Source organism: Acidobacteriota bacterium, assembly GCA_039030395.1.
Lineage (GTDB): Bacteria > Acidobacteriota > Thermoanaerobaculia > Multivoradales > JBCCEF01 > JBCCEF01.
Genome location: JBCCEF010000005.1, coordinates 33,919 through 58,485, shown reverse-complemented (window position 1 = coordinate 58,485; position 24,567 = coordinate 33,919). Strand labels below are relative to the sequence as shown.

General features: G+C 66.5%; 26 protein-coding genes. 17 read left to right on the top strand and 9 right to left on the bottom strand.

The window, feature by feature from the left end:
- The first annotated feature begins 24 nt into the window (after window positions 1-24).
- A complete protein-coding gene (locus AAF481_07130; GenBank protein MEM7480931.1) occupies window positions 25-822 on the top strand; it encodes a GNAT family N-acetyltransferase in 798 nt (265 codons plus the stop codon).
- Window positions 819-2,084: a peptidase T gene (pepT, locus tag AAF481_07125; GenBank protein MEM7480930.1), complete on the top strand. Its 1,266-nt coding sequence runs from the start codon at window positions 819-821 to the stop codon at window positions 2,082-2,084. The genes AAF481_07130 and pepT overlap by 4 nt, the downstream gene beginning before the upstream one ends.
- On the opposite strand, the gene AAF481_07120 is transcribed toward pepT, so the two are convergent.
- Complete coding sequence (locus AAF481_07120) at window positions 2,081-2,572, bottom strand: hypothetical protein (GenBank protein ID MEM7480929.1); 492 nt, start codon at window positions 2,570-2,572, stop codon at window positions 2,081-2,083. The genes pepT and AAF481_07120 overlap by 4 nt on opposite strands.
- Before the next feature lie 76 nt (window positions 2,573-2,648).
- Between AAF481_07120 and AAF481_07115 the strand changes: the two genes are divergently transcribed.
- Both AAF481_07115 and AAF481_07110 read left to right on the top strand, forming a co-directional pair.
- A complete protein-coding gene (locus AAF481_07115) occupies window positions 2,649-3,059 on the top strand; it encodes a nucleotidyltransferase domain-containing protein (GenBank protein MEM7480928.1) in 411 nt (136 codons plus the stop codon).
- The gene (locus AAF481_07110; protein MEM7480927.1) at window positions 3,056-3,499 is read left to right on the top strand and encodes a DUF86 domain-containing protein; all 444 of its coding nucleotides are present in this window, start codon (window positions 3,056-3,058) and stop codon (window positions 3,497-3,499) included. The genes AAF481_07115 and AAF481_07110 overlap by 4 nt, the downstream gene beginning before the upstream one ends.
- A 9-nt stretch (window positions 3,500-3,508) precedes the next feature.
- Here AAF481_07110 and AAF481_07105 read toward each other — a convergent pair whose 3' ends face one another.
- The 4 genes from AAF481_07105 to AAF481_07090 all read right to left on the bottom strand — a co-directional run bounded on the left by AAF481_07105 (window position 3,509) and on the right by AAF481_07090 (window position 7,417).
- A complete protein-coding gene (locus AAF481_07105; protein MEM7480926.1) occupies window positions 3,509-4,489 on the bottom strand; it encodes a GNAT family N-acetyltransferase in 981 nt (326 codons plus the stop codon).
- Window positions 4,490-4,562: 73 nt separating this feature from the next.
- The gene (locus AAF481_07100; GenBank protein ID MEM7480925.1) at window positions 4,563-6,083 is read right to left on the bottom strand and encodes a PLP-dependent aminotransferase family protein; all 1,521 of its coding nucleotides are present in this window, start codon (window positions 6,081-6,083) and stop codon (window positions 4,563-4,565) included.
- A 33-nt stretch (window positions 6,084-6,116) separates the two neighbouring features.
- Window positions 6,117-6,884 (bottom strand): hypothetical protein, encoded by a 768-nt coding sequence (locus AAF481_07095; protein ID MEM7480924.1) that lies wholly within the window; start codon window positions 6,882-6,884, stop codon window positions 6,117-6,119.
- Complete coding sequence (locus tag AAF481_07090; protein ID MEM7480923.1) at window positions 6,884-7,417, bottom strand: DinB family protein; 534 nt, start codon at window positions 7,415-7,417, stop codon at window positions 6,884-6,886. The genes AAF481_07095 and AAF481_07090 overlap by 1 nt, the downstream gene beginning before the upstream one ends.
- Window positions 7,418-7,584: 167 nt before the next feature.
- Here AAF481_07090 and AAF481_07085 point away from each other — a divergent pair, with 167 nt between their 5' ends.
- The 4 genes from AAF481_07085 (at window position 7,585) to AAF481_07070 (ending at window position 11,917) form a co-directional block, all read left to right on the top strand.
- The gene (locus AAF481_07085) at window positions 7,585-8,910 is read left to right on the top strand and encodes an FAD-binding oxidoreductase (GenBank protein ID MEM7480922.1); all 1,326 of its coding nucleotides are present in this window, start codon (window positions 7,585-7,587) and stop codon (window positions 8,908-8,910) included.
- A 265-nt stretch (window positions 8,911-9,175) separates the two neighbouring features.
- Complete coding sequence (locus AAF481_07080; protein ID MEM7480921.1) at window positions 9,176-9,739, top strand: N-acetylmuramoyl-L-alanine amidase; 564 nt, start codon at window positions 9,176-9,178, stop codon at window positions 9,737-9,739.
- A 304-nt stretch (window positions 9,740-10,043) separates the two neighbouring features.
- Entirely contained in the window at window positions 10,044-10,469 is a 426-nt protein-coding gene (locus tag AAF481_07075) for an S-adenosylmethionine decarboxylase (GenBank protein ID MEM7480920.1), read from the top strand.
- Between the two features lie 104 nt (window positions 10,470-10,573).
- Entirely contained in the window at window positions 10,574-11,917 is a 1,344-nt protein-coding gene (locus AAF481_07070; GenBank protein MEM7480919.1) for a SidA/IucD/PvdA family monooxygenase, read from the top strand.
- A 201-nt stretch (window positions 11,918-12,118) separates the two neighbouring features.
- Here AAF481_07070 and AAF481_07065 read toward each other — a convergent pair whose 3' ends face one another.
- Window positions 12,119-13,018: a DMT family transporter gene (locus AAF481_07065; protein ID MEM7480918.1), complete on the bottom strand. Its 900-nt coding sequence runs from the start codon at window positions 13,016-13,018 to the stop codon at window positions 12,119-12,121.
- Window positions 13,019-13,360: 342 nt separating this feature from the next.
- Here AAF481_07065 and AAF481_07060 point away from each other — a divergent pair, with 342 nt between their 5' ends.
- Window positions 13,361-13,573 carry a cold-shock protein gene (locus AAF481_07060; GenBank protein MEM7480917.1) on the top strand — a complete coding sequence of 71 codons (213 nt, stop codon included), beginning with the start codon at window positions 13,361-13,363 and terminating at the stop codon, window positions 13,571-13,573.
- A gap of 270 nt (window positions 13,574-13,843) precedes the next feature.
- On the opposite strand, the gene AAF481_07055 is transcribed toward AAF481_07060, so the two are convergent.
- Entirely contained in the window at window positions 13,844-14,380 is a 537-nt protein-coding gene (locus tag AAF481_07055) for a GNAT family N-acetyltransferase (protein ID MEM7480916.1), read from the bottom strand.
- A gap of 233 nt (window positions 14,381-14,613) precedes the next feature.
- Complete coding sequence (locus AAF481_07050; GenBank protein ID MEM7480915.1) at window positions 14,614-16,170, bottom strand: 3,4-dehydroadipyl-CoA semialdehyde dehydrogenase; 1,557 nt, start codon at window positions 16,168-16,170, stop codon at window positions 14,614-14,616.
- 171 nt (window positions 16,171-16,341) lie between these two features.
- Here AAF481_07050 and AAF481_07045 point away from each other — a divergent pair, with 171 nt between their 5' ends.
- The 4 genes from AAF481_07045 (at window position 16,342) to AAF481_07030 (ending at window position 18,595) form a co-directional block, all read left to right on the top strand.
- Window positions 16,342-16,893: a hypothetical protein gene (locus AAF481_07045; GenBank protein MEM7480914.1), complete on the top strand. Its 552-nt coding sequence runs from the start codon at window positions 16,342-16,344 to the stop codon at window positions 16,891-16,893.
- Between the two features lie 4 nt (window positions 16,894-16,897).
- The gene (locus AAF481_07040) at window positions 16,898-17,557 is read left to right on the top strand and encodes an RES domain-containing protein (protein ID MEM7480913.1); all 660 of its coding nucleotides are present in this window, start codon (window positions 16,898-16,900) and stop codon (window positions 17,555-17,557) included.
- Window positions 17,558-17,627: 70 nt separating this feature from the next.
- The gene (locus tag AAF481_07035; GenBank protein ID MEM7480912.1) at window positions 17,628-17,957 is read left to right on the top strand and encodes a 4a-hydroxytetrahydrobiopterin dehydratase; all 330 of its coding nucleotides are present in this window, start codon (window positions 17,628-17,630) and stop codon (window positions 17,955-17,957) included.
- Window positions 17,954-18,595, top strand: a complete 642-nt coding sequence (locus AAF481_07030) for a peptidylprolyl isomerase (protein MEM7480911.1) — start codon at window positions 17,954-17,956, stop codon at window positions 18,593-18,595. Before AAF481_07035 ends, AAF481_07030 begins: the two co-directional genes overlap by 4 nt.
- Here AAF481_07030 and AAF481_07025 read toward each other — a convergent pair.
- Window positions 18,592-19,761, bottom strand: coding sequence for an alanine--glyoxylate aminotransferase family protein (locus tag AAF481_07025; GenBank protein ID MEM7480910.1), 1,170 nt, complete (start codon window positions 19,759-19,761; stop codon window positions 18,592-18,594). The two genes, AAF481_07030 and AAF481_07025, sit on opposite strands and share 4 nt — an antisense overlap.
- Before the next feature lie 152 nt (window positions 19,762-19,913).
- Between AAF481_07025 and AAF481_07020 the strand changes: the two genes are divergently transcribed.
- The 4 genes from AAF481_07020 to AAF481_07005 all read left to right on the top strand — a co-directional run bounded on the left by AAF481_07020 (window position 19,914) and on the right by AAF481_07005 (window position 24,562).
- Entirely contained in the window at window positions 19,914-21,617 is a 1,704-nt protein-coding gene (locus tag AAF481_07020) for a VCBS repeat-containing protein (protein ID MEM7480909.1), read from the top strand.
- Entirely contained in the window at window positions 21,614-23,086 is a 1,473-nt protein-coding gene (locus AAF481_07015) for a hypothetical protein (protein MEM7480908.1), read from the top strand. Before AAF481_07020 ends, AAF481_07015 begins: the two co-directional genes overlap by 4 nt.
- A gap of 12 nt (window positions 23,087-23,098) precedes the next feature.
- Window positions 23,099-23,590 carry an ATP-binding protein gene (locus tag AAF481_07010; GenBank protein ID MEM7480907.1) on the top strand — a complete coding sequence of 164 codons (492 nt, stop codon included), beginning with the start codon at window positions 23,099-23,101 and terminating at the stop codon, window positions 23,588-23,590.
- A gap of 162 nt (window positions 23,591-23,752) precedes the next feature.
- On the top strand, window positions 23,753-24,562 hold the full coding sequence (locus AAF481_07005) for a class I SAM-dependent methyltransferase (protein ID MEM7480906.1): 810 nt from the start codon (window positions 23,753-23,755) through the stop codon (window positions 24,560-24,562).
- The last annotated feature ends 5 nt before the right edge of the window (window positions 24,563-24,567 follow it).

Genomic DNA, 24,567 nt, shown 5'->3' with positions numbered 1-24,567 from the left:
CCGCCTCGGCGGCCGGAGCAACCGATGAGCGAACGATCCCTCGACCGCGATGCCCTGCGCTCGGCGGTGGAAGAGAACATGGCGCACTTCGTGCGCACCTGGAACCAGTGGCACGGCCTGGAACTGATCGACGACGGCCAGATCCTGCAGACCGTCTGCCCGGTGCCCTACCCGCTATTCAACAACATTTCCCGGGCGCGCATCGACGACGGAGCCCCCGACGAGGCGATTGACGCCATCCTGGAGCGCTCCCACCGCCCGCTGATGTGGTGGGTCGGACCGAGCGCCCGGCCGACGGACCTGGCCGACCGCCTCCAGGAGCGCGGCCTGATGCCCGGCGGCAACCTGCCGGGCATGGCGCGAGACCTCAAGAGTTTCGAGGACCCGGACGGCCTGCCGGAAGGCGTCTCGGTCTTGCGGGTGGACGACGACGAGCTGCTCGAAGCCTGGTGCGTGGTGGGCGGCGTCGGCTTTGAATTTCCGGACTTCGCCACCGGGCCGTTCCTGGAGCTGTTCCGCGCCCTCGGCGTAGCCCCTCCGTGGCATCACTACGTGGCGTTAGTCGAAGGCGAGCCGGTGGCCACCGCCTCGCTCTTCGAAGGCGCCGGCGTGGCCGGCGTGTACAACGTCTCCACCCTGCCGGAGGAGCGCCGCAAGGGGTACGCGGCGGCGATCTCGCGCTTCGTGCTGACCGAGGCGAAGAGCCTCGGCTACCGCTACGCCACCCTGCAATCGACTCCGATGGCCGTCGCTCTCTACGAGGGCCTGGGCTTCGAAACGGTGTGCGACCTGGAGGTGTACGTCGGGATGCCCGACGAATGAGCGCAACCCTCGCGACCGAAGTGCGAGAGCTGCTGGCCAGGGAATCCCTCGAACGCTTCCTGCGCTACGTGCAGGTGCACACCACGTCGGACCCGGAGTCGGATTCCGTGCCGTCCACGGCACGGCAGATGAATCTGCTGCGGCTGCTGGCGGATGAGCTACGCCAGCTCGGCGTGGAGCACGTCGACCTGGTCGAGAAGGGTTTCGTCTACGCCACCCTGCCGGCCCGGTCCGGTGACGAGAAAGCCGACCCCTTCGCGCTCCTCGCCCACGTCGACACCTCGCCGGACCAACCCGGCGACGGCGTTCGGCCGGTGCTGCACACGGAATGGGACAGCTCGCCGATCACCTTCGCCGACGATCCGGAGCTGACCCTCACCGTCGAGGACTCCCCGACCCTCGCCCAGTTCGACGGCGAGACGATCATCACCGCCTCCGGCCGCACCCTGTTGGGCGCCGACGACAAGGCCGGGCTGGCCGAGATCATGGCCGCCGTGGCGGCCTTCCAGCGTTTCCCGAATCTGCCCCACGGCGAGATCCGCATCGTCTTCACCAGCGACGAAGAGATCGGCCGCGGCGCCCTCGGGATCGATCTCGACCGACTCCCGCGCTACGGCTACACGGTGGACGGCAGTCTGCCCGGCGAGCTGGAGGACGAGTGTTTCGACGCCTGGCGGGTGGAGATCGCCCTCCAGGGGGTCGGCGTCCACCCGGGCTACGCCAAGGACAAGATGATCAACGCCGCCCGCCTCGCCGGCCGCTTCGCCGCCGAGCTGCCGGCGGAGGAATCGCCGGAGCGCACCGAGGGCCGTGAGGGCTTCTACCACCTCGGGCACATCCAGGGGGATCACGAAAACGCCTCCCTGCGGCTGATTGTGCGAGATTTCGAGCAGGCCGAAAACGAACGGCGGATCGCGTGGCTGAAAAACCTGGCCGCCGACTTTGAGAAACGCTATCCGGGAGCGAAGGTCGAGGTGACCGCGAGCCACACCTACCAGAACATGCGCGACATCCTGCGGCAGCATCCGCAGGTCGTGGAGCGCGCTACCGCGGCCATCGAAGATACCGGGTTGCCGGTCCTCCGCCGAGCCATCCGTGGCGGCACCGACGGCAGCCACCTCACCGCCCAGGGCCACCCCACGGCCAACCTCTACGCCGGCGGCCAGCTCTTCCACAGCCGCCGCGAGTGGATCGCCGCCTCCGCGCTGGCCCAGGCGTCGGAGACGCTGGTGCACCTGGCGCGGCGGTGGACGGAGGGCTAGCCGGGACAATCCGTGGTTAGAGGCGGCTCCTCGGCCAGGCAGGCCGCGAAATCCGCCGGTGGATCGGCTGGTTCGAAGCCCTTCTCCACGGATCCCCGCCAAGCTTTTCCGCCGTAGCCCGTCGGGTGCATGTGGGCGCGCACCCACACCATCTCGTCCGGCGCGATCTCCAGCGGTCCGCCGCTCCGCACGAAGGGCTGCTCATGGATGTGGCTATGGGCCAGCACGCGGCGATGGATCAACTCGCCCTCGGCGCTCACCACCTCCCACCCATCGGCGTACTGCTCGCAGCCAGTGTCCGGGCTGGCGACGCCCACCGCGAAACGGTACCCACCCGGCTCACCGGAGACCTCCACGGACACCACATCCGCCCGGACTCTCTCGGCCTCGTCCTCGGCGGCAAGAGCGACACCGAGCCCCGCCACCAGAAACAGAAGTAGAGCGCTCCGGCAGGTGAGAGAACGGCTCGCTGGTCGAGTTGGCAGCATACGGCCTCCTGGCGATTTCGTTCGAAGCTCAGAGTGTATCGGCCCGCACCTGAAGGACCGCGGGTAGAATCCGGCCATGGACTTTCCCCTCGACGCGTTCTGCCGCGAGCACGGATTGCTCGCTGTCTACCTGTTCGGTTCGCGGGCCGACGACGGACTGCGGATCCTCGAGAGCGGAACGGTTTCTGCCGAGGGTTCCGATTTGGACCTTGGTGTGGTTTTCCTCGACCATGCGTTCGATGTCCTCAAGCTGTCGGACCTCCAGGTAGCTTTCGAGGAGCGCTTCGCGCCCTTGGAGGTCGATGTGGTGGCCCTACAGCGAGTCGACGCTCTCTTTCAGTGGCGGGCGATCCAGGGCCACCGCATCGGCACCGGCGACAGCACGCGAGCGGACCTTTGGGAACTCAAAGTGATGAGGATGGCGGAAGAAGCGGAACGCATGCAGAAGTGGATCGAGCGTGAGGTTCACGGGGTCGGTGTGACATGACCAAGACGGAGGTCGATCTAAAGATCGTGCTCGACCGGCTCTCGATCGTCCGCCAGGCGGTGGTCGATCTACGCACTCTTCCATCGGAGTCCTTTCAGGTCTTCGCGGCCGACCGCCGGAATATCTTTGCCGCCGATGCCCTCCTGCGGCGATCGATCGAAGCCCTGTTCGATACGGCAAAGCATCTCCTCGCTAGAGCCCACGGCCTTGGCAAATTGCAATACCGGGAGACCGGAAAGCTCGCTGGAGAGCGTGGGCTCGTGGCGGACTCCAAAATGGTCACCCAGTTTGTCCGGATGGGTGGATTTCGCAACCGCCTCGTTCACCATTACGACGACCTGACTCCCGAAGAACTCTTCGGCATCGTCACCCGACATCTCGCAGACCTCGAAGGCATCGCTGACGAGCTACACCGGGCGGCGATCCGCCTTGCAGACTAGGGCTAGTCGTTACACCGCCGTCTCCATCACCCGCCCCAAGTAGGCCCCGAAATCCGGCCCGTCGGGGTTGGCCATCACCGTTTCCACCCAGGCGCGGCGTTCGTGGTCGATGACCGCCATCTCCCACACGCAGGCGTGGAGGTCGGCGTTGTGCACCGCTTGGTACTCCAGCGGCCGATCGAGGGGCGCCGCCAGCAGCCGCTGGCGGAGGATGCCGCCTTCGGTCCACCAGTCCACCAGCAGCCAGTTGGCCTCGGTGCCGGCGTGGAGGAGGGCGAAGGCCATACCGAAGCGGCCGTCGTCCTGAGCGCCTTCCGGCAAGGTGGACCGCACCCGGCGACGGGCTTCTTCGACTTGCTCGTCAGGTGCCGGTGAGCCGTCCGCGGACAGGCTGTAGAGCTTGATCGACCATCCTTCCCACAGATCCACTCCCAACGGCGTCACCGGCCGGGGGGCGTAGCCGCCGGCAACCGGCGCCGACTGCGCCGCGGGCAAGTCGCCCGCCACCAGTTGGCGGCAGGCGTCCGCCGGCAGAGCGAAGCGCAGCTTGTGCTGCGCCACCGCGCCGAGGCGGTAGTAGAAGCGCGCCGCCCGCTGGTTCCACACCGGCGTTTGCCACTGCACCTGGGTACAACCCAAGTCGAGGGCATGGCGCACCACCCGCCGCATCAAATCGAGGCCAACGCCATCGCCGCGCGCCTCCGGGCGAAGGTAGATGCAGTCGAGATGGACGTACTGACTGGCGGACCAGGTGGCTGCCTCCAGCGAGCAGGAGGCGAAGCCCAGGAGCTTCTCCGAACGACCCGGCTGGTTCTCCACCACCCAACAATTGAGCGATCCGGACTCCTCAAACAGCATCGCCGGCCAGCATTCGAGTTGATCGCCGCGGGTGAATCCCTGGCGCTCGTAGGCGGCATGGTCGGCGCACAGGTCGAGCAGCTCCGGCAGGTCTTCGGGGCAAGCGCGGCGAATGCCGGGACGATCGGTCATGGCGAGAGCTCCCTAGCAAGAACGGCGAAGTCAGAACGGGTGAGTTTTCAGACCGGGCGAAGGCCGACGGCGTTCAGGGCAGCAGGCCCTCCGCCGTCAGGACGGCCTCCAGGCGGCCGCATGCGGCGACAATCTCCTCCGGCGGCACGTGGGCATAGCCGAAAGCCACCCCATGCTGTGGGTCGTCGCCGAGGAAATAGCGCGACAGGGGCGCCAGATCGAGGTCGTGCTCTTCGGCGCGGACGGCGATGCGGCGGTCGTCACCGTGGCGCAAGCGGGCGGAAACGTGCATCCCGGTTTCGACGCCGGGGAAGCGAAACAGATCGCCGAACCGCCGCCCCACTTCGCCGAGCAGCACGTCTCGCCGCTCCCGGTAGAGCGACCGCATACGGCGCAGGTGGCCGGTGAAGTGCCCCGCCTCCATGAAGTCCGCCAGCGCTCCCTGGGTGCTCGGCGCGACGTGACCGTCGAGCAGAAAGCGGGCCCGGCGGAACGGTTCCACGAGTTCCCGCGGCACCACCAGGTAGGCCAGCCGAAGGGCTGGAAAAAGCACCTTGGAGAGGGTTCCCAAATAGAGCACCGAACCCGCCCGGTCGAGCCCCTGGAGGGCCTGAGCGGCCTTGCCGTCGTAGCGGAACTCGCTGTCGTAATCGTCCTCGAGGATCCAGGCACCGTGTTCCTCCGCCCAGGCCAGCAGGCGCAGGCGCCGCTCGAGACTCATCGAGGCCCCGAGGGGAAACTGGTGCGAGGGGGTGACATAGGCAACGCGCGCAGCCACGCACAGTTCCTCACCGCGGGCGACCTGCAGTCCGTCGTCGTCCACCGGTATCGGCACCAGGCGCGCGCCGGCCGCCGTCAGGGCACCGCGGGCGCCGAGGTAGCCGGGCTCTTCGATCCAGGCCGCCTCCCCCGGGTCGAGCAAAACCCGGCTCGCCAGATCCAGGCCGAGCTGGGCACTCGGCAGAATCAACACCTGCTCCGGTGAGCAGCGCACCCCGCGGGCGGTGGTCAGGTACTGCACCAGGAGGCGACGCAGGCGGGGATCGCCGGCCGGCGAACCGTGGCCGAGATCCGCCGCCGCCATCTGCCGGGCGCGCCGTCCGAGGAGGCGGCGCCAGGTACCGATGGGAAAGGCATCGAGAGCCGACACCCCGACGGCGAAGGCCTTGGGGCGCAGCGGATCCGGTCCCTGCGCCGTCGATGTGATGGCCATACCGCGGCGCGAAATGGACCGCTTCGAGACGAGACATCCGTCCGAGGAACCCTCGTCCCGGTCGCCCATTTCGCCCTCACCGAGGGCCTTGCCGCCGGCTGCTCCGAGATCGGCCAGGGTCTCGGAGACGTAGCTGCCGTCCCCCACCCGGCTGTCGACGAAGCCCTCGTCGACCAGCCGCTCGAGGGCAGCGCAGACGGTGTTGCGGGACAACCCGAGATCCTCCGCCAGGGCGCGGCTCGACGGCAAGCGACTTCCGGCCGGCAGGGCGCCGGTGAGCAGGGCATCGCGCAGCAGCTCGTGGAGCTGCCGGTAGAGCGGCACCGGGGCGGTGGGGTCGACCACAAAGCCCTGAAAGACCGCTCCCACCGCCTGCTTCACGATTGCGGCCTCCGGCTCTCGGCCGAGGGCCGATCAGCGGCCACGGCTGTCATGGGCCGCTGGTTTCTCCGCCAGACCGTTTTCGGCGTGCACCCAATCCGGACACGACGGCAGGTCCTCCCGCGCCCGCGCCTGCCCGTCGTCGGCGAGCATGATCATGTAGCCCTGGGGCCCCTGGTAGCCGATGAACGGCAAGTCCTGGTTGGCGTGCCAGGCATCCATCGAGAAGCCGATGTCTTCGGGGGTGAGGTTCGGCGCATAGAACATCACGTGGGGCGGGAACCAACCGAGGGTTCCGTCCGCCGCATTGAACGGCCGGTTGTAGCGCGACAGCATGTAGGCGATGCCCGGCCGCTCCGGCGAGCGAAAGCGCCCCGCCTCAAACCCCTCCGCCAGCGACTGCCGGAGGGATTCCTGGGGCGTACCCGCCAGCAGCTCTTTGCCGACGTAGACGATCTTCGGCACGATGGTCTCGGCACCGGCGCGATCAAAGCAGGTGGGTTTGAGAACCCGGGGGTGATCACGGTTGACAATGCAGGTGAAGGGGTTGTCGCCCTCGCGTACCCGTACGTAGCCGTCCTTCTCCAAGGCGTACACGGTAGCGCCGCTTCGCAGGTGCTCCGGCGCGGCGCTCAGGGCGAGATCGACTTCGCAGGAGCGCGGCAGAAGGGGTACGGACATCATTTCCTCGGTCTTCGTTTCCGCGGCCTTGTCCTCCGGCAGGGCGCTGGCAACCGTCCCACCCAGCATCAACGCTAGAGCGAGGCCGGTCCACCGATGGAAGGTCCTCGAAAATCTCATCAGCTCGCCTCCGGGGTCGGCAGGTACCGCTCGAGGATCACGTTGCGGTGGTGAATCTCATGGCCCACCAGAATGTAGGGCATGGAGCGCACCGTGAAAGCCACTTCGTTGGCCACTCCGCTGCGAGCCCACTCCTCGTCGTCGAAGGTGCGGAACATCGCCAGGCTGGCCCGCCGCACCTCCCCGAACACCTTGAGGACTTCCGCCAGCGGCCGGTCACCCCACTTGGCGGTGTCGGCCCACAAATCCTGATCGAAGCCCGGCCGCGAGGCCGGATCGGTGCGCGCGAAGCACAGGCCGCGGTAGGTGAAGCACCATTCGACGTCGATCAGGTGCCCGACCACTTCCCGCAGGTTCCATTTGCCCGGGGCGTAGCGGAAGGTCTCCTGTTCCTGCCGTAAGTCGCTGAGGAGGTCGATGGTGACTCCCATTTCGTCCTCCATCGCCTGCAGAATGTCGCCTTTCGGAGCTTTGTCGGTGTACAGGCTGTAGTACGGATCGTGTTCCTTCGGATCGGGTCGTCGCAATGTCATGTCTTCGTCTCCCTCGTTGGAATTCGCCAACCATCGTATGGCCCCCTTTGGTTCCTGCCAAGGTCCATTTCGGCACTATTGAATAGAGCCATTCTGCACGTCGCATCCGAAGCCAGAGCGGCGAGCCGCTCAATGGAAATATCGACGAAGTTCGATAAGATGCCTCCATGCGGGTCAAGGAACTCCCTCGGGATGACGACGACTGCGGTTGGATTCACACCGCCGCCATGGGAAACGATCGCCCGATCCGGCGGCTGTCGAGCGATCTTCAGGTCGACGCGGCCATTGTTGGCGCCGGCTTCACCGGACTGGCGATCGCCCGCCGGCTGGCCCGGCGGCAGCCCGACTGGCGGATCGCCGTGCTCGACGCCCAGCGCGCCGGTTTCGGCGCCTCCGGTCGCTGCTCGGGCTTTGTGGTCGATCAAGCGAGCTTCGTGGCGGCGATGCCCGCCGAGAGTGCCAACCGATTCATCGCCTTGTCGCGGCAGGGCATTCGATCCCTGAGGGATCAGGTTCTTCACGGACGGATCGACTGTGACTGGGACGAAACGGGCTGGCTTCACGGCTCCGCCACGGATGCCGGCCGCGCTTCCCTCGAAGCCCTAGAAAGGTGGCTGGACGCCCGCGGCGAGCCCTATGAGCACCTCGACGCCGCGGCCCTCGCCCGGCTCACCGGTTCGAGCTACTACCGCGAGGCCATCCGCATGCCGGGCACCGTGCTGATTCAACCCGCGGCGCTGATGCACGGACTGGTGAAGGGTCTGCCGGAGTCGGTCCGGTTGTTCGAACAGACCCCGGTCTACCGCCTGCGGCGCGACAGTTCCCAAGGCCACGGCGCCTGGACCCTTAGAGCCCGCGGCGGCAGCATTTCCGCCGAGCGCGTTTTTGTGGCGGTCAACGGCCTGTTGCCGCAGTTTGGACTCCACCGCCAGCGCCTCTTCCCGGTGTGGACTTTCGGCAGCCTGACCCGTCCCCTCAGCGCCGAAGAGGAAGCCCGCCTCGGCAGTCGCCGGCCGTGGGGACTGCTGGCGCAGGACCCGCTGGGCTCTTCGGTGCGGCGAACCGCCGATGGGCGTCTCCTGATCCGTAATTCGGTGCGCTTCTCGCGCTCCGCCACCTCTTCCGCCGCCTGGCGTGCCACCGCCGTCCGCGCCCACCGGCAGGCTCTCGAGGACCGCTTCCCGACTCTCCGGGAGATCGCCTTCGAGCACACCTGGGGCGGTCTGATGGGCATGTCCCGAAACGGCCGTCACGTCTTCGGTTCGCCGGCTCCGGGCCTCTGGGCGGCGGGCGGCTACAACGCCGCCGGCATCGCCCTGGGCACCATCTCCGGCGAACTGCTGGCGGACGCCGCCCTCGGCCACGAGTCTCCAGCCCTCGACGCCATGCGCGCGCTGCCGGGCCCTGCCTGGATTCCGCCGGAACCGTTCTTCGGGGTGGGTGCCCGCTGGAAGATCAGGCAGATGGAAACCGAAGCCGGCTCCTGGATCTGAGCCGGGGCTGAAGTTCTCTTACCGAAGCGTTTCAGCCCCGGCTCAAATCTTTTCTTTTCAAAGGGGGGCTGGGCGCCCCCTCACCCGAAAGATCGAGATCTTTCGGGCACACCCCATCCTCGGCGGCTACGCCGCCGCTCGCCCTTACGGGCTCGGTCCCAGTGATCTACCTTTCTCCTTTTCGCGACGGGTCTGGAGGTCAAACTCATGCCGAGGCCGACACATCCCAACGGACTCCCCATCCCCTCTCGTACAATCGGCCCACATGGATCTCACCGCCCGTCCTCTTGCCTATGTCGATCGCCTGGAAGAAAGACCGCTTTCGGCGGTGGATTTGGCGGTACTGCACTCTACGGAGTTGCCGACGCTGGCCGATGCTCGGCGCTACGGTGAGCGCATCGTGTACGAGGGCAGCGGAACCGGGGTGTCCGGCCACTACTATGTGGATCGCGACGGTACGGTAGAGGGCTGGGTGCCGCCGGAGCGGGTGGCGCACCACGCTAAGAGCTTCAACGGTCGTTCCGTTGGCATTGAGCTGGTGAATCGGGGCCGCTTCCCCCACTGGTTCGACAGCGGTCAGCAGGAACCGACGGAGGACTTCCCGGCGGAACAGGTCGAGAGCCTTCTCGACCTCCTCGCGACGCTCCGCAAGGCCCTACCGGCGCTGCGATATCTGGCCCGCCACTCGGACATCGATGTCGAATGGGTACCCGCCTCGGATGATCGCAGCCGCTCGGTTCGCCGAAAAATCGATCCCGGGTGGCTTTTTCCGTGGCGCGAGGTGCTGAGCGCCTCAGAGCTGGATCCGCTGCCCCGTAACTCCCTGTAAGAAAGACCTTTGCCGGATCGAAGTACCCGTCGAGGGGCACTCGCCGGCCCTCTTCATACGCCTCTGTACCGATACGCAACTCATTCTCTTGCATAGAACGATTGCAATATAAGAACAGAAAGATTAGCATAGGCGAATCAGTGCATCCCTACTCGCTCGTTCACAGGAGCCTCCGTTGCGAGTCGAGCAGGGTCCTCGGCGAAGAGGATGCCAACGAATTGAACGACGTTCTCAGCCGAATCGGTGATTTGCAAGACGCTTCACCGGCTTGGCCGAGGATGGAACGACCCGGAGGAGAGACACGATGCAGGACGAACGAATGGACCCCTCCTGTTGGGGATTTCAGCTCATCATCGACTGTTTCGGCTGTGATTTCGATGCCTGCTGCGACTTGGACAACGGCTACGAGTTCCTCGACCGGATCTGCGACCACCTACATATGACCAAGCAAACCCAGCCCTACATCTTCAAAACTTGTGAATCGGCCTTCCCGGGACGCCCGGGCTACAGCGGCTGGGTGCCGATCATCGAGAGCGGTATTCAGATTCACACCTCCGCTCACAACCGCTTCATCAGTGTGGATGTGTACTCCTGCAAGCCCTTCGACATCAGCGATGTGGTGGCCTTCACCCAACGCTGGTTCAAGCCAGTGCACGTCGACACGGCGTTCCTACAGCGCGGCAAGGACTACAAGAAACACGGATCTCTGACGGCAGTCACCACCGCCTGACCGAGCCTGCGGCGCTTTCGCCCAGACTGTCAGTGGTTGGTAGCTTGCGCTGACGGCTTTGAGGCCCGTCAGCTCCCTTCCCTTTGCCGTTGACCGGGAGACCTATGACCTCATCCGACCCCACGATTCACGACCTGGTGGGCATCGGCTTCGGGCCGGCGAATATGGCCCTCGGTGCCCTTCTGCAAGAAGAAGAGGAGGCTCCCGGCGGCCCGTCCCTCCATCGGTGCTTCCTCGAAGCGAGGCTCGACCCCTGCTGGCATCCGGGCATGCTGCTCGAGGGCTCGCTGATTCAGATCAGCGTGCTCAAGGACCTGGTGACGGTGCGCAATCCGCGCAGCCGGTTCACCTTCTTGAGCTATCTGGAGGAGCAGGGGCGACTGTTCGAGTTTCTGAATCTCAAGGATCTTTTCCCGTCCCGGGCCGAGTTCAACGACTATTTGAATTGGGTAGCGGAGCAGCTCGGGCGAGACGTCCGTTGGGGTCGGAGGGTGACCGCCGTCGAGCCCGTCGCGGCGCCCCCTGGCGAGTCTGTCGAGCATCTGCGGGTGGTCTCCCAGGACGTCGCCACCGGCGCCACCGAGGAGCAATGGACCCGCAATGTGGTCGTTGCCACCGGCGGCCGCCCCTGGACGCCCGACGGCATCGAGCTACAGCCGGATGGTCGGGCCTTTCACTCGAAGAACTTCTTGCCCGCCTTGAAAGAGCGCTTTCCGGATCGTGAGGCACCGCATCGCTTCGCCGTGGTCGGCGCCGGCCAAAGCGGGGCGGAGCTGTTCCTCTACCTGATCACCCGTTATCCCAACGCTGAAGTCACGGCGATCATCCGTGGCTACGGCTACAAGCCGGTGGATGACAGTGACTTCACCAACGAGATTTTCTTCCCGTCGATGGTCGACTTCGTCTACAACCTGCCTCCGAACCGGCGCCGCGCGGTGATCGACAGCTACCGTGACGTCAACTACGCGGTGGTCGATCAGCCGCTGATCAAGCGCATTTATCGCCTGCTTTACGACGAGAAGGTCGTCGGCAAGGAACGGGCGCGAGTGCTTCCCTACCGTCGCCTCGTCCGCCTGCAGGAAGAGCCCGGTACCGTGTCCCTGGGACTAGAACACCTGCTCGAAGGCAACCTCGAAGAACGTACTTTCGACGGAGTAGTGCTCGCCACCGGCTTCCGCTGGGGCACCCGTCATCCGCTGCTCAATTCCCTGGCACCCTATCTCGAGACCGAGGACCAGGGCGCCTACCGCATGAATCGCGACTACTCCATCGCCAGCCGGGACGACTTCAAGCCAGGGGTCTACCTCCAGGGCTACGCCGAGGACACCCACGGCATCGGCGAAACGGTGCTTTCCCTGCTGCCGATCCGAGCTCGCGACATCGCCCATTCGGTATTCCGATCTCTCAGCCAAGCGAAACCGGCCGAGCCCGTCTCCCAGGTTCGCTAGCAGGGTGCTGAAGAACTCTTCAGCACCCTGCCACCGAGCCCACAGGGCTCGGCGGCGACTCGGCGCCCCCGCCGGAGGCGCCGTGGACGGGGTGAGCCCGAAAACACTGGTGTTTTCGGGTGAGGGGGCGCCCAGCCCCCTTAAGAGAAAAGCTAGCAGGGCAGCTGAAAGAATAGGCTGAAGGCCTTTTTCAGCAACCTGCTAGAGCACGATCAGCGCCACCCCTGCGGTGATCACCGCCACGGCGAGGCTCTTGCGCAGATCGAGGGTCTCGCCGAACCAGGCGGCACCGATGAGAAGGGAGCAGATGTTGCCGATGCCCCGCTTCAGGGTCTCCACCACGCTGACCAGCACCAGCCGGATGGCGAGGAGCTGGAGGCCGAGGGCGGCCACGCTCGCCAGCAGCGAGGCGGCGAAGATCCAGGGTTTGTGACGCACTTCCCCAAGTTCCCTGAGCTGACCGCGCCCGACCAGCAGAGCCAGAATTCCCAGCGCCACGCCGGTGCACAGCAAGAAGCCGTGCATCGGCGCCGAGGCGTGGCGCAGGGCGACCTTGTCGAGGGCCGGCGTGATCGACCAGGTCACGGCCACGGTCACCATCAACCAGAAGCCCAGGCGACGGCGGCGAAGTTCCGCGTCGCGATCCTCGGCCGAATGCCTCGCCACGGCGCGCTCGGCGCCGCGGGTGGCTTCCCGCTGGAGCTGCCAGGCGCCGATCACCACCAGCACCAGACCGACGATCTGGAGCGGCTTCGGTAGCTCGCCGAGAATCGGTATGGCCGACAGTAGGGTGAACACCGGGGTGAGCGACAGAAGCGGCACGATGACGCTCAGTGGAGCCAGCTTGAAGGCGTGGATGAAGGCGACATTGGCGACCACCGAGAGCACGATGGAGGCAACGGCGGGAGGCCAGTAGCCGGTGGCGGGAAAACCCCCGCCCTCGACCCAGGCCCACAGCCCGAACAGCGGAACCTGCCCCAAAGTCAAGAGGAAGATGAGCGCCGTCGGGCGCACCGTTTCGACCAGCACCTTGCGGGTGACATCGAAGGCCACCCAGGCGAGGCTGCTGGCGACGACCAGAAAGAGAGCGGTTGCAGTCATGGCGAGTCAGGCACGCCGAGACTACACCGGAAGCGGCTCCGGGGGCGGCCCTGGGTCGCAAGAAATTGACACTGAGAGAGACGCCCTGCTACCATTTTCTTTGGCTCTCCCGAGAATGGGCAGGGCTCTGAAAAGAACGATATCGAGAAAGAACACCTTCGAGAGAGAGTTCTCAGGAGTCACGCAGTCCCAATAGCGCGCATCGCTATCAACACCGCACGACATTCCCGTACCTTCAAGCCTGAACCATCCATAGAGAGTCAATCGCTGTAGCAGGAGTCGGTAGGTGCAGTAACCCCCGGACTCCGAGATATCAAATCAACAAGCCGACAGGAGTTCGCAATGCGTACTACCGGCGTAGTCAAGTGGTTCAACGACACCAAGGGTTTTGGGTTCATCACGCCTGACGATGGGGATCGCGATTGCTTCGTGCATCACTCCTCCATCAACGCGGCCGGTTTCCGGTCTCTGCAGGAAGGTGAGCGGGTCGAGTTCGACATGGTGCAGGGCCAGAAGGGCCCGGCCGCGGAGAACGTGACCAAGGCCGAAGCCTAAGAACCACGGCGGCCGAGTGCCGCCACCTCGGTCTTCGCTTTGGCGAGGAACGCAAAAAGGCCACCCGATCGGGTGGCCTTTCTTGATCCAGCGCTCGGCTAGGATTCGGCTCCACCACCGGAAATAACGGTAGAAGTGATCCGGACAGGAAGCGAGCCCGAAGGGCGAGCCGGGCCACAGGCCCGGCTCGAGGGTGAGGTGCGAAAAATCGCACTTTTTCGCACCGAGGGGGGCTTGAAAAGCCCCCCTGGAAATGAAAGCGAGCGCTCCCTAGAGCGCGAGCACCATCTTCGTCATGTCGTGGGCGTCGCCGTCCGGGTCGGTACCGTAGCCCGGGAACTGGGTGGCTTCGAACCCTAAGCCTTCGAGCACCGCCACGGCGTCGGCCTCCAGACCCGAAATGAGCATGCAGGTCAAGTGGCGCAGGCCGTTGGCGCGGGCAATGTCGATGAAATGGTTGACCAGCAGCGAGCCGAGCCCCTCGGCACGATAGCCCGGATCGATCAGCCACTTGATCCGCCCCACCAGGCGGAGCGGTCCACCGGCCCGGCGGTGCAGGGTGGCGTCGGCCACCACTCTGCCACCATCGAACGCCAATAGCGGAAAGGCCTTGCCGTAATCCAGGTTGCGGCCCCACGCCTCGACCAGGGAACGGTCGTCGATGCGGTCCCAGGCGAAGCGCCGGGTCTCTTCCGGTAGCGAACGGAAGAACTCGTAGAGGGCGTCCGTGTCGTTCTCCGTGAACGGGCGGATCAACACCCGGCGACCGTCCCTCAAAGCCGCCTCCTGCGGATATCGGCTAAGCATGACTCCTCCTCAAAACGCGATCACAAGAGTGAGCTTCACGGCCACGGCGGAGCCGTCCGAGAAACGTCCCTCAGATTGGGATGAAAACTCGGGCGCCGTTCCATCTCGAAGGGCCGCGAGGGCCGCGGCCACGAAGGGCGCCCTGTCGATCTTGTCGGCATGAGCTTGAAGAACATATCGCACTTACCGGCATCCCGGGAGGTGGCCGGGATGAAAGTACGGATGGTGGCCGATCAGTCGCCCACTCCCGCCAATGCCTCGACCTGGCCTCGGCTACCCTGCAGGGCCACCCGCTGGAGGTAGATCCCCAGGCCCACCTCACCGCCCAGTTCCTCGCCGCCTCCGGCCCGGCCGGGACCGCCGTGCAGACACTGCGGCAAAGCGACTCCAGAACCCATGGCATCACCCGCGGAGCCCTGCGAGCCGAGGTAGAGGCGGCCGGTGGTGCAGGCGGCGCCGGCCACAAAAGCCCCCAGCCATGCCTCGTCATCACCGTAGGCGGAGGTCACCAGGGTGCCGCCACCCAGGGCCACCAGCCGCGCCGCTTCGGCGGCGGAACCGTCGTAGGGCAGAAGCGTCGCCACCGGAGCGAAGACCTCGCGCCGATGGACCGCCTCGGCGGCCGACGGATCGGCCAGCAGCAGGGTCGGACCAAAGAAGTAGCCCTTGCCGGCATCGGCGCCGGCGCCGTCCACACGCTTGCCGGTACCGTAGACGATTTCCGCCCCGGCGGCCCGCAGCTCCGCCACACCGCGTTCGGCATCAGCGAGCTGGCTGGCGGTAGCCAGCGGTCCCATCTTCACCCCCTCGGCGGCAGGATCGCCCGTGACCACCCGATCGAGGCGTTCGACCAGGCGTTCCCGCACCGTGTCGAGGTGTTCCGTCGGCACCAGAATGCGGCGCACGGCGGTGCACTTCTGGCCGCTCTTCTGGGTCATCTCCCGGGCGACGTCGCGCACGAACAGGTCGAAGGTCTCGGCTTCGAGGTCCGGCGCCAGCACCGCCGCATTGAGACTGTCCGCCTCGACATTGATGCGGGTATTGGTCTGGCGCAGGTTGTCGCGATCACGCAGCTTCAGGGCAGTGTCAGCGGAGCCGGTGAAAGCGAGAACGTCCTGCGGCCCGAGCAGGTCGAGCAAGTTGCCGGTGCGGCCGCAAACGAGCTGTAGCGCCCCCGGCGGCAGGATTCCCGCCTCGATCACAATCTCGGCGCAGCGCGCCGCCACCAGCGCCGTGGCGGTGGCCGGTTTGGTGATCACCGGCATGCCGGCAAGCAGGGCGCAGGCAGCCTTCTCGGCAAAACCCCAAGCGGGAAAGTTGAAAGCATTGATGTGCACCGCCACCCCGTGCCGCGGCACCAGCACGTGCTGACCCCAGAAGCCTTCGCTCCTGGCGAGCTGCACGCCGGCGCCGTCCGTGAGCATCTTGCGGTCGCCGAGTTTCTTGCCGACGAAGGCGTAGTAGGAAAGGGTGCCGCCGGCGCCGTCGATATCGAAAGAACCGTCCGGCGTGGTGCTGCCGTTCGAGCGGGCGGAGAGTTCCAGCAGCTCGTCGCGATGCTCCTTGAGGGCCTTGCCCATCGCCTTCAGGAGCTGGCCGCGCTCGGCAAAGGTCATCGCCCGCAGGGCCGGGCCTCCCAGCTCCCGGGCGTGAGCCAGAACGCGCTCGAAATCGATACCGGCGCTGGACGCTTTGGCGAGTTCCTGCTCCGTCGAAGGGTCGATCAGGGAGGCGAATCCATCCGCCGCCCGGTGCCAGTCTCCGCACACGTAGCTATCGAGAATCTTCATGCTGTGTCTCCTGCTTTTGTCCGATGAGTAGGGGGACGGGTCGGCGGGGATGGCCCGGACAGGCCCGCCGGGTAAGGGTACAACAAAATTCGCGCCGGAAATTACTCCCTTGACGACCTTACCTTGACGCACTTGACGACCACCCCAAATTGCAATATTGTGTGGTTCGCTATGACGAATCCGAACGTCGCACCCGCACCTCTCACCGACTACATCGACCGCATCACCTCCCATTTGCGGGTGGGCCTCGCGGAGCGCCTGACGGCTTGGGACAAGCCGGGCCATTCTCTAGCGGAGATCGGATCGGCGGAGGATCTGGCCCGGCGAATGCTGCAAACGGTACCGGCCCCCTCGCGTTGGGACGACCTGTTGGGCCCCTTTTACAGCACCCGACAGATGGCCGAGCTGTGTGGCGGCATCAGCCGCCAGGCCCTCGCCGACCGGCGGCAGCGGCGCACCCTCCTCGGCCTTGTGACCGCCGACGGGGTGGTGGCCTACCCGGTCTTCCAGTTCGGCGAAGACCACCGGGTGCTCCCCGGTTTGCCGGCGATCCTCCAGGCGTTCGATCCGGAGCACACCGACGACTGGACCGTCGCCGGCTGGCTGGTTGCAGCCCACGGCAGCCTCGGCGACGCCTCGGTGATCGACTGGCTGAGCGGCGGCGGCAATACCGAGACGGCTCTAGAATTGGCCCGCGACACCGCCCGGCGCCACGCCCGGTAGTTCGTTGCCCGAGGCACCCCGGCCGAGGAGGCGGTCACGCCTCCCCTCTCTCACCGCGCCACCCTCCGACCCGTCCGATCTCGCGACCTTTCCGGCCCGCTCGCTGGCCCCGGAAGATGATCTCTACCGCATCGTCCACGAGGGCCTCGGCCCGTGGTGGTTCGGCCACCGCGGCGACGGCCGCTTTGATCTCGAAGCGCCGCACGGCACTTGCTATCTCGCCCGCGAGCCACTGGCGGCGCTGCTCGACGTCATCGGCCCGAATCGCGCCGGAGGCGCCGTCAGCCGGGCCTTCCTGGCGGCCCGGCGCATGCGCCGCTTACGGGTTCCCAAGGTCCACCGCCTGGCGGATTTGGTGGCGCGCCGGGCGACAGCCTTCGGCGTCACCGGAGAGATCGGCCTGATCGTTCCCTACGACTTGCCACAGCAGTGGGCAGGGCGGCTTCACGAGGCGAGATTCGAAGGCGTCGTCTACCGCCTGCGCCACGATCCGGCCGGGGACGAGGGCCTCGCCCTCTTCGGAGCCGCCGGCGAACGCCGAGGATGGCGCCGCGGCCGCGAGGAGGAATTACCGGCCGAGCTGCTCGACCGCCTGGAAGAGGAGTGCGGGATTGAAGTGCTCGACGTTCCGAAGTCTTCGCAGCTCAAATTCGTCGATTCGTAGAACCGCGCCGGATGGTAGCCTGAACTCGCTTCCCGAAGGACGACGCGCAAACCGAGGGAAAGGAAACTCCGTGAGTGATCTAGCCTCGAAGAACTGTGTGCCCTGCCAAGGGGGTATTCCACCGCTGAAGGGTAACGAACTGAAGGACTTTCACCAGCGCCTCGACGGCGGCTGGAACCTGGTGGACGAGCACCACCTGGAAAAGCTCTACAAGTTCGACGATTTCGTGTCCGCCCTCGCCTTCACCCATCGGGTCGGCGAGATGGCCGAAGAGCAGGATCACCACCCGGAGATCTACCTCACCTGGGGCAAGGTTCGGCTCAAGATCTACACCCACAAGATCGACGGGCTGACGGAAAGCGATTTCGTGTGGGCCGCAAAAGCGGACCGCTTGGCGTGACGCTGCGTCCCCTGCTGCTGTGCGGCCTGCTCGCCGCCGGCTTCGCCTGTGCCACCGCCGGGCCGTCGCCGGAGTCAGCCAACGCGGCCGCGAAGGAGGACCTGCCCCGGGTGCTGTTCGAGACCGAGCTGGGCCCGATCGTGCTGCAGGTCGACACCCGGCGTGCTCCCATCACCGGCGGCAATTTTCTGCGCTACGTCGATGAGGCTCGCTACCGAGACGCCCATTTCTATCGCGTAGTCACTCCGTCCAACCAGCCGGGCAACCCGGTGCGCATCGCGGTGATCCAGGGCGGCCTGGGCTTCGACCCGCACCCTTCGGAACTGCCGCCGATCGCCCACGAGACCACCGCCGATACGGGCATCCTGCACCGCGACGGCACCCTTTCCCTGGCGCGGGCCGAACCGGGCACCGGCTCCTCGGAGATTTTCATCTGCATCGGCGATCAGCCGGGACTCGATTACGGCGGCCAGCGCAATCCGGACGGCCAGGGCTTCGCCGCCTTCGGCCAGGTGGTGGAAGGGATGGAGGTGGTGCGGGCCATCCACCGGCTACCGGAGGACAAGCAATTCCTCCTGGAGCCGGTCGCCGTCACCCATGTGCAGCGAGTGGGGGCCGGCAGGGCGAGCGAGGACTAAGGAAACAGGCCTTCCACCGCTCTGCGCGCCGCCTGGGGGTCGACCTCGACCCCTTTTTCGACCAGCGCCTCCCCCACCGTCTCCACCACCCGCGCCAGCCAGTCCGGCCGGGTCACCGAGTAGCCCATATGGCCCACCCGGAAGTAGCGATCGGCAATCTCCGTGTGGAGGCCGCCGGCGACGGACACGCCGAGCCGGCCGATGGCCGCCACCAGGGACTTGTCCACCCCCTCCGGCAGATTGAGAGCGCTCAGAGTATGGGCCGCCAGGTCCGGCCGCACCGGTACCGGTGCCAGCCCCAGTTCCCGCCAACCGGCGCGCAGGGCAACGGACGCCCGCTGGTGTTTCGCCACCCGCTCTTCGATTCCCTCTTCCAGGATTTCCCGCAGGCCGACATCGAGGGCCAACACCAGGTTGGTGGCGGGAGTGGAAAAATAGCGGCCGCGGCGCTCTTCATAGGCTTCCATGATCGACCGCCAGACCTCCCAGTCGAAATAGAGCGGCGGAGCGCCGGCCCGGCGGCGGCGCCCTTCGAGGGCCCGCCGGCTGACCACCTGCAGGGCAAGGCCGGCCGGCAGGGAGAGCGCCTTCTGGGAGGCTGAAAGGTAGACGTCCGCTCCCCACTCGGCCATCTCGAAGGTCTCGCCACCGGTCGCGCAGACCCCGTCGAAGACCGACAGGATGCCCCGCTCCCGGGCTAGCCGGGCGAGCGGCGCGGGATCGATGCGGACCCCCGTCGAGGTGTCGACGTGGGTGGCGAAGAGCACCCGCACATCACCGTAGAGGCCGAGCGCTTGGCGTACCCGTTCGCCGTCCGGAGCATCGCCCACCGGCGCTTCGACGGCCAGCACCTGGGCACCGTAGCGACCGAGGATGATCGCCATGCGATCCGAGAAGTAGCCGGTGCCGACCACCAGCACCCGGTCTCCCTCGGAGACCAGGTTGGCGGCGGCCATCTCCATCGCCGCGGTGCCACCGCCGGCGAGCACGAAGGGCTGGTCGTCCGCCGCCGCCCGCCACACCCGGCGCATGTTCTCGAGGGCCGAGCCGAAGGCCTCGACCAGCTCCGGCGCCAGGTGGCTGGGCGGTGGCGAGGCCATGGCGGCGGCCACCGCCGGCGACACTTCGACCGGTCCGGGAATCATCAGCAGAGGCGACTCACTCATCTCATCTCCCTCATCGGATCCTCGCCGGCCGTTGCGCCGGCATTCGTTTGCGAACGGACCGATTCTATCCGCCACCGCAAGCTGAATTTCGAAGGCTCCGTTCAAAGTTCGCCCTTTCGGTAAGATCCAGAGTGCTCCTTCGTAGGATTGTCGTGACCCACCTCACCCCGCCAACCCACCGCCCGCGCGCCGCCGACCGCCGTTTTCCCTGGCGCCTTCTGGCGCTGCCGATCAGTCTGCTGGTGGCGGTCATACCCGCCGGAGCCTCCAAGGTGCGACTGGAGCCGCGACAGATCGAAATTCCCGGCGCGCCGGCGGCCATCGTGCCCACCGACCTGAACGGCGACGGGGTGCGCGACCTGGCGATTCTGGTGGCCGCCACCCGCTGGGACTCCCTGAGCGTCTCCGAAACCGTCGAGATGGACGAGATCGAAGGCCTGATGGAGGTGATGACGGTGGTGCCGGCGCTGGTCGAGCGGCGGGAACTGTGGTTCTTCCTCGGCCGCGAAGACGGCTCCTACGCCACCGGCGCCGATCCTCTCTCGCTGCCTCCGTCGGTTCTCAGCCTGGCCGCCGGACCGCCCGGCGCACCGCTGGTGGCGCTGACCGACGCGGGGCTCGAGGCGGTGCGTTTGAGCCCCGACGGACTCACCTTCGAGCCGCTGGTCGACGATCCGCCGGTCCTCGCCGGCACCGACGCCTTCTTGCCGGATCTCGACCTGCTCCACGACCTGGACGGCGACGACCGACTGGACTTGATCATGCCCGCGCCGAAAGCGCTGGCCGTCCACCTCTCGAACGACGAGGGTTCCTTCCGTCCGCCGGAGGGCGCCTCCGCAGCACACCGCGTACCGCTACCGCCGGGCGACTCGACGACGACCGCCGCCGCCCTCACTCGGCGCTATCCGCTGCCCCGGGTCGGCGATCTCGACGGCGACGGCGCGCCGGACTTGACCCTCCTCGACGGGCAGGATCGCTGGCGGCGTCTGCACGTCGCCCGCAACGCGGGAGAGGGTCGGTTCAGTTCGCTCTTCGGGCCGTTCGAAGATCCGCCGCGGGACGGCGACGACAGCAGCGGCGGCGACCGTCCTGAAACGGTCTACTTCGGAGATCTCGACGGCGACGGACGGGCCGAATGGGTCACCCAGGAGGATCTCTCGGACGACGATGCGGGCATGCGCAAGGAGATGAAACAGGCCAAGAAACCGCCCTATCGGCTGCGCTTTCACCGCTCCGGCGATGGCTTCGCCCGCCTCTCTGAACCGTATATGGAGTTGACCATCGAAGGCTATGCCTTCGGCGCAGGTGGCAATGACGAGGAAGGGATTTCGCTGCCGGGCGGTTTCCGAGATCTCGACGGCGACGGTCGCCTCGACCTGGTCACCTTGACCGTCGACTTCTCGATGCTTCAAATGGTGCGCATCCTCACCACTCGCTCCTTGAGCGTCGGCCTCGATTTTCATCTCTGGTGCCAGGGTGACAACGGTGTCTTTCGCAAGGTCGACGGCCTCGACCTGTCGGGCAAATTCAAGCTCGACCTGGACGATCTTCGACTCGGCCGGCTATCGCAGTTCGCCGGTGACTTCAACGGCGACGGCAGGGCGGATTTCGTGCAGATGGGCCGCGGCCGGAACGTCACCATCCATTTCGGCCGTCAGGGCTGCCGCTATCCCGCCAAACCGGACGTCACCCTCCGACTGGCCGAAGAGCCCAAGAACCTCCGCCTCGTGCAGGTGATGGATCTCGACGGCGACGACCCTTCGGACTTGGTCGTGATCCAGCCGCTCAAAGCCCGGGAGGCCGGCGTCACCCCGCCGGTACGGCTCGATCTCTACCGCGCGAGGGTCGAACCATGAGGCGGGCGCCTTTCTCCCGCTGCCTCGGCCTGGTAGCCGCCCTGGCGGTGACTTCCATGGCGACCGGCGACCCACCGACGGTGACCGAAACCAGCATCGCGGGGCGAAGCGTCGACCGCGTGCTACTGCCAGCGGTGCCCGGCGTCCCTTCGCCGGCCTGGGTGCTGCTGACCTCCGGCAGCGATGAGGCGCTCCGCATCGACTTCTTCGCACCTCGGCTCTCCGACGCGCCGGTGACGCTCTCCAGCACCTTGCCCGAAGGGAGCGATGCCTTGGCGGTCTTCGACCTCGACGGCGACGGCGACGTGGAACTCCTGGTGGGCGGAGACGGCTGGCTCGCCTCCCTCGGACCGATCGCCGATCTGGCCCGGAGTGAGGGCGACGTCCTTCCTCGCCGCCACGGAAGGGTCGAGGCACCGGGCCTCGATCTCGCCGCAATGGAGCGAGCGGGCCTGCTCGCCGGCGGCGGACCGGACCTGCCCCTGGCCACTGCCGGCCGACTTCGGATCGAGCGGGCAGGCCGCATCGTCGACGAACGCGCCCTGCCATCCCGCGCCCGCCGCAGCGCCACCGGGATCGTCCTCTCCTCGCCTCCGGTCCAACGCTTGCCGGACGGCCGGTGGATCGTCGGACCGGAGGCCCACGGTGATCTCCGGTTGCGCAGCCTGGTCCTGCCGGCAGCGGGCGATGCTGGCAATCGGGTGGAGGCCTGGAGCCGCTTCCGGGGCCCGGAGACCGTGGCAACGGCCCGCTACACCCTGCTCGATGGCGCACCGGCGTTGATCGCCACCACCTTCCGGGCCGACAAACTGGGCATCTTCGAGCGGCAGAAACTCCGCATCTTTCACCTCGGCACGGACCGCACCCGGGAAGGCGGTGGGCCGCAATTCGAGACGATCACCGAGAGCCGGCGATGGCAGCGGGCGGAGGCGCACCTGGTCGAGCTGACCGGCGATGATCGGCAGGACCTGCTCCTCATCCACGCCAAGGGACTGGGCGGCAAAGAACTGCTGGTGGATACTTGGGAAGGCCGCGGCGGCGGACGGTTCGGCCCTGAGAAGCGCCGGTCGGCACTCCCCTTCCAAAGCCTCGACTGGCACTACGGCATGGACCTGACCGGCGACGGCATCCCCGATCTCCTGGCCGCCGGGGAGGACGGCATCACGCTCTTCGCCGGCACTCCGGCCGGGGAAAAACGACCGATCGAGCGCGATCCGCGCTGGCTCTTCCGGCTCCCCACCGTACCGAAAGACGCCGTCGAGGAGACCGAGGTTTCCGTCTCCGTGGGGAGTGACGGCGCCTCTGCGGAGACGATCTATTCCCACTACCACTTCGATGTGGGAACCGAAGGTGTGCTGATCGAACGTAACGTCTCCTGGGGCTCCGAGGCCCGCCTACAGATGTTCTTTCTGGATCCCGCCGGGGCCGGCAGCGAAGTCAAAACCATGAGAATAAAATGCAATAAATAATATAATGCCGCAATGGTCGATCCGAACCAGCCGTCAGCGCCCTTCGGTGGCGCTGACGACGGCAGGCGATTGGAGTTGACCATCGACAGTTCCCTGGACCACCTGTCACTGATCACCTCGGCTCTGCAGGGGATCTGCGAAGATCTGGGCTTCGATCAGGAGGGCAGCCTAGAGATCGAGCTGTGCGCCGTGGAGGCCCTCACCAACGCCATCGTCCACGGCTACTGCGGCGAATCCGGCCATCGGGTGCGGCTGACCGTTGACACCGCAGGCGGCGAACTACAGCTCCGCATCGTGGACGCGGGTCACGCCATCCCACCGAAAGCCCGCCGCCGGCCGCCGGGCCCGGCCTTCGATCCCGAAGACCTGGCGAGCGTTCCGAACCACGGGCGAGGGCTGTTCCTGATCCACCACCTGATGGACCGGGTGGAGATCCGGCGCCACACCGACCGCAACGAAATCCTGTTGATCCGGGCCTTGCCCACAGGGATCCGGGGCAGCTGACGGCACCCCGCTGGCCTCCCCTCCCAAAGAACCCAACACAAGTTGTTTCATCGGTATGCTTTAGAAGAAATCGCCGAAGTCGCATAACAGGGTCCGGATCTGGCACAATGGGAGAGTCGCCGGCTCGCTCTGTCGTCATTTCCCCTCTATGCTCCTTCGATCGTGACTCTCGCTTCGCCGCCCAACGGATCCGCCCCCCGACGCCCGGGAACCCCTCCGTCCACCCGCGAGTTCTACGACCGCCTGGCGGATCACTACCACTTGGTCTATGCCGACTGGGAAGCGAGCATCGAACGCCAGGGAGCGGCGCTCCGGCGCATCCTGCAGGCCAAGTGGCCACAGCCGGTGAAAACCGTCCTCGACGCCGCCTGCGGCATCGGTACGCAGTCCCTCGCCCTTGCCCGGGCGGGCTTTCGGGTGACCGCATCGGATCTTTCGCCGGGCGCCATCGAGCGCGCCCAGCGCGAAGCCGAAGAGCGCGGCCTCGAGCTCGCATTCGCCGTGGCGGACATGCGGTTCCTGTCGGAGGTACATCGCGGAACCTTCGATCTGGTGCTCGCCGCCGACAACGCCATCACCCATCTGCTGGACGAGACGGAAATCTCCCGCACCTTCCAGCAGTTCTACCGCTGCACTCGCCCCGGCGGCGGGTGCCTGATTTCCGTTCGGGACTACTCGCAATTGCCCACCGAGGGAGTGCATTTCGAACCCCACGGCGTGCGGGAGGTCGATGGCGGTCGTCAGGTGTTGTTTCAGGTGTGGAAATTCGATGGTTCGATCTACGAGACCAGCCTCTACCGGGTGACCGACGGCGGCGACGGCGTCTGCCAAACGGAAGTCGGCCGGGCGCTGTACCACGCCATCGCCATCCCGCGGCTGATCCAACTGATGGAAAACGCCGGATACCAGGCGGTGGAACGGATCGATGGAGCGTTCTTTCAGCCGGTCCTGATCGGCCTGCGGCCGGCCTGAAGACC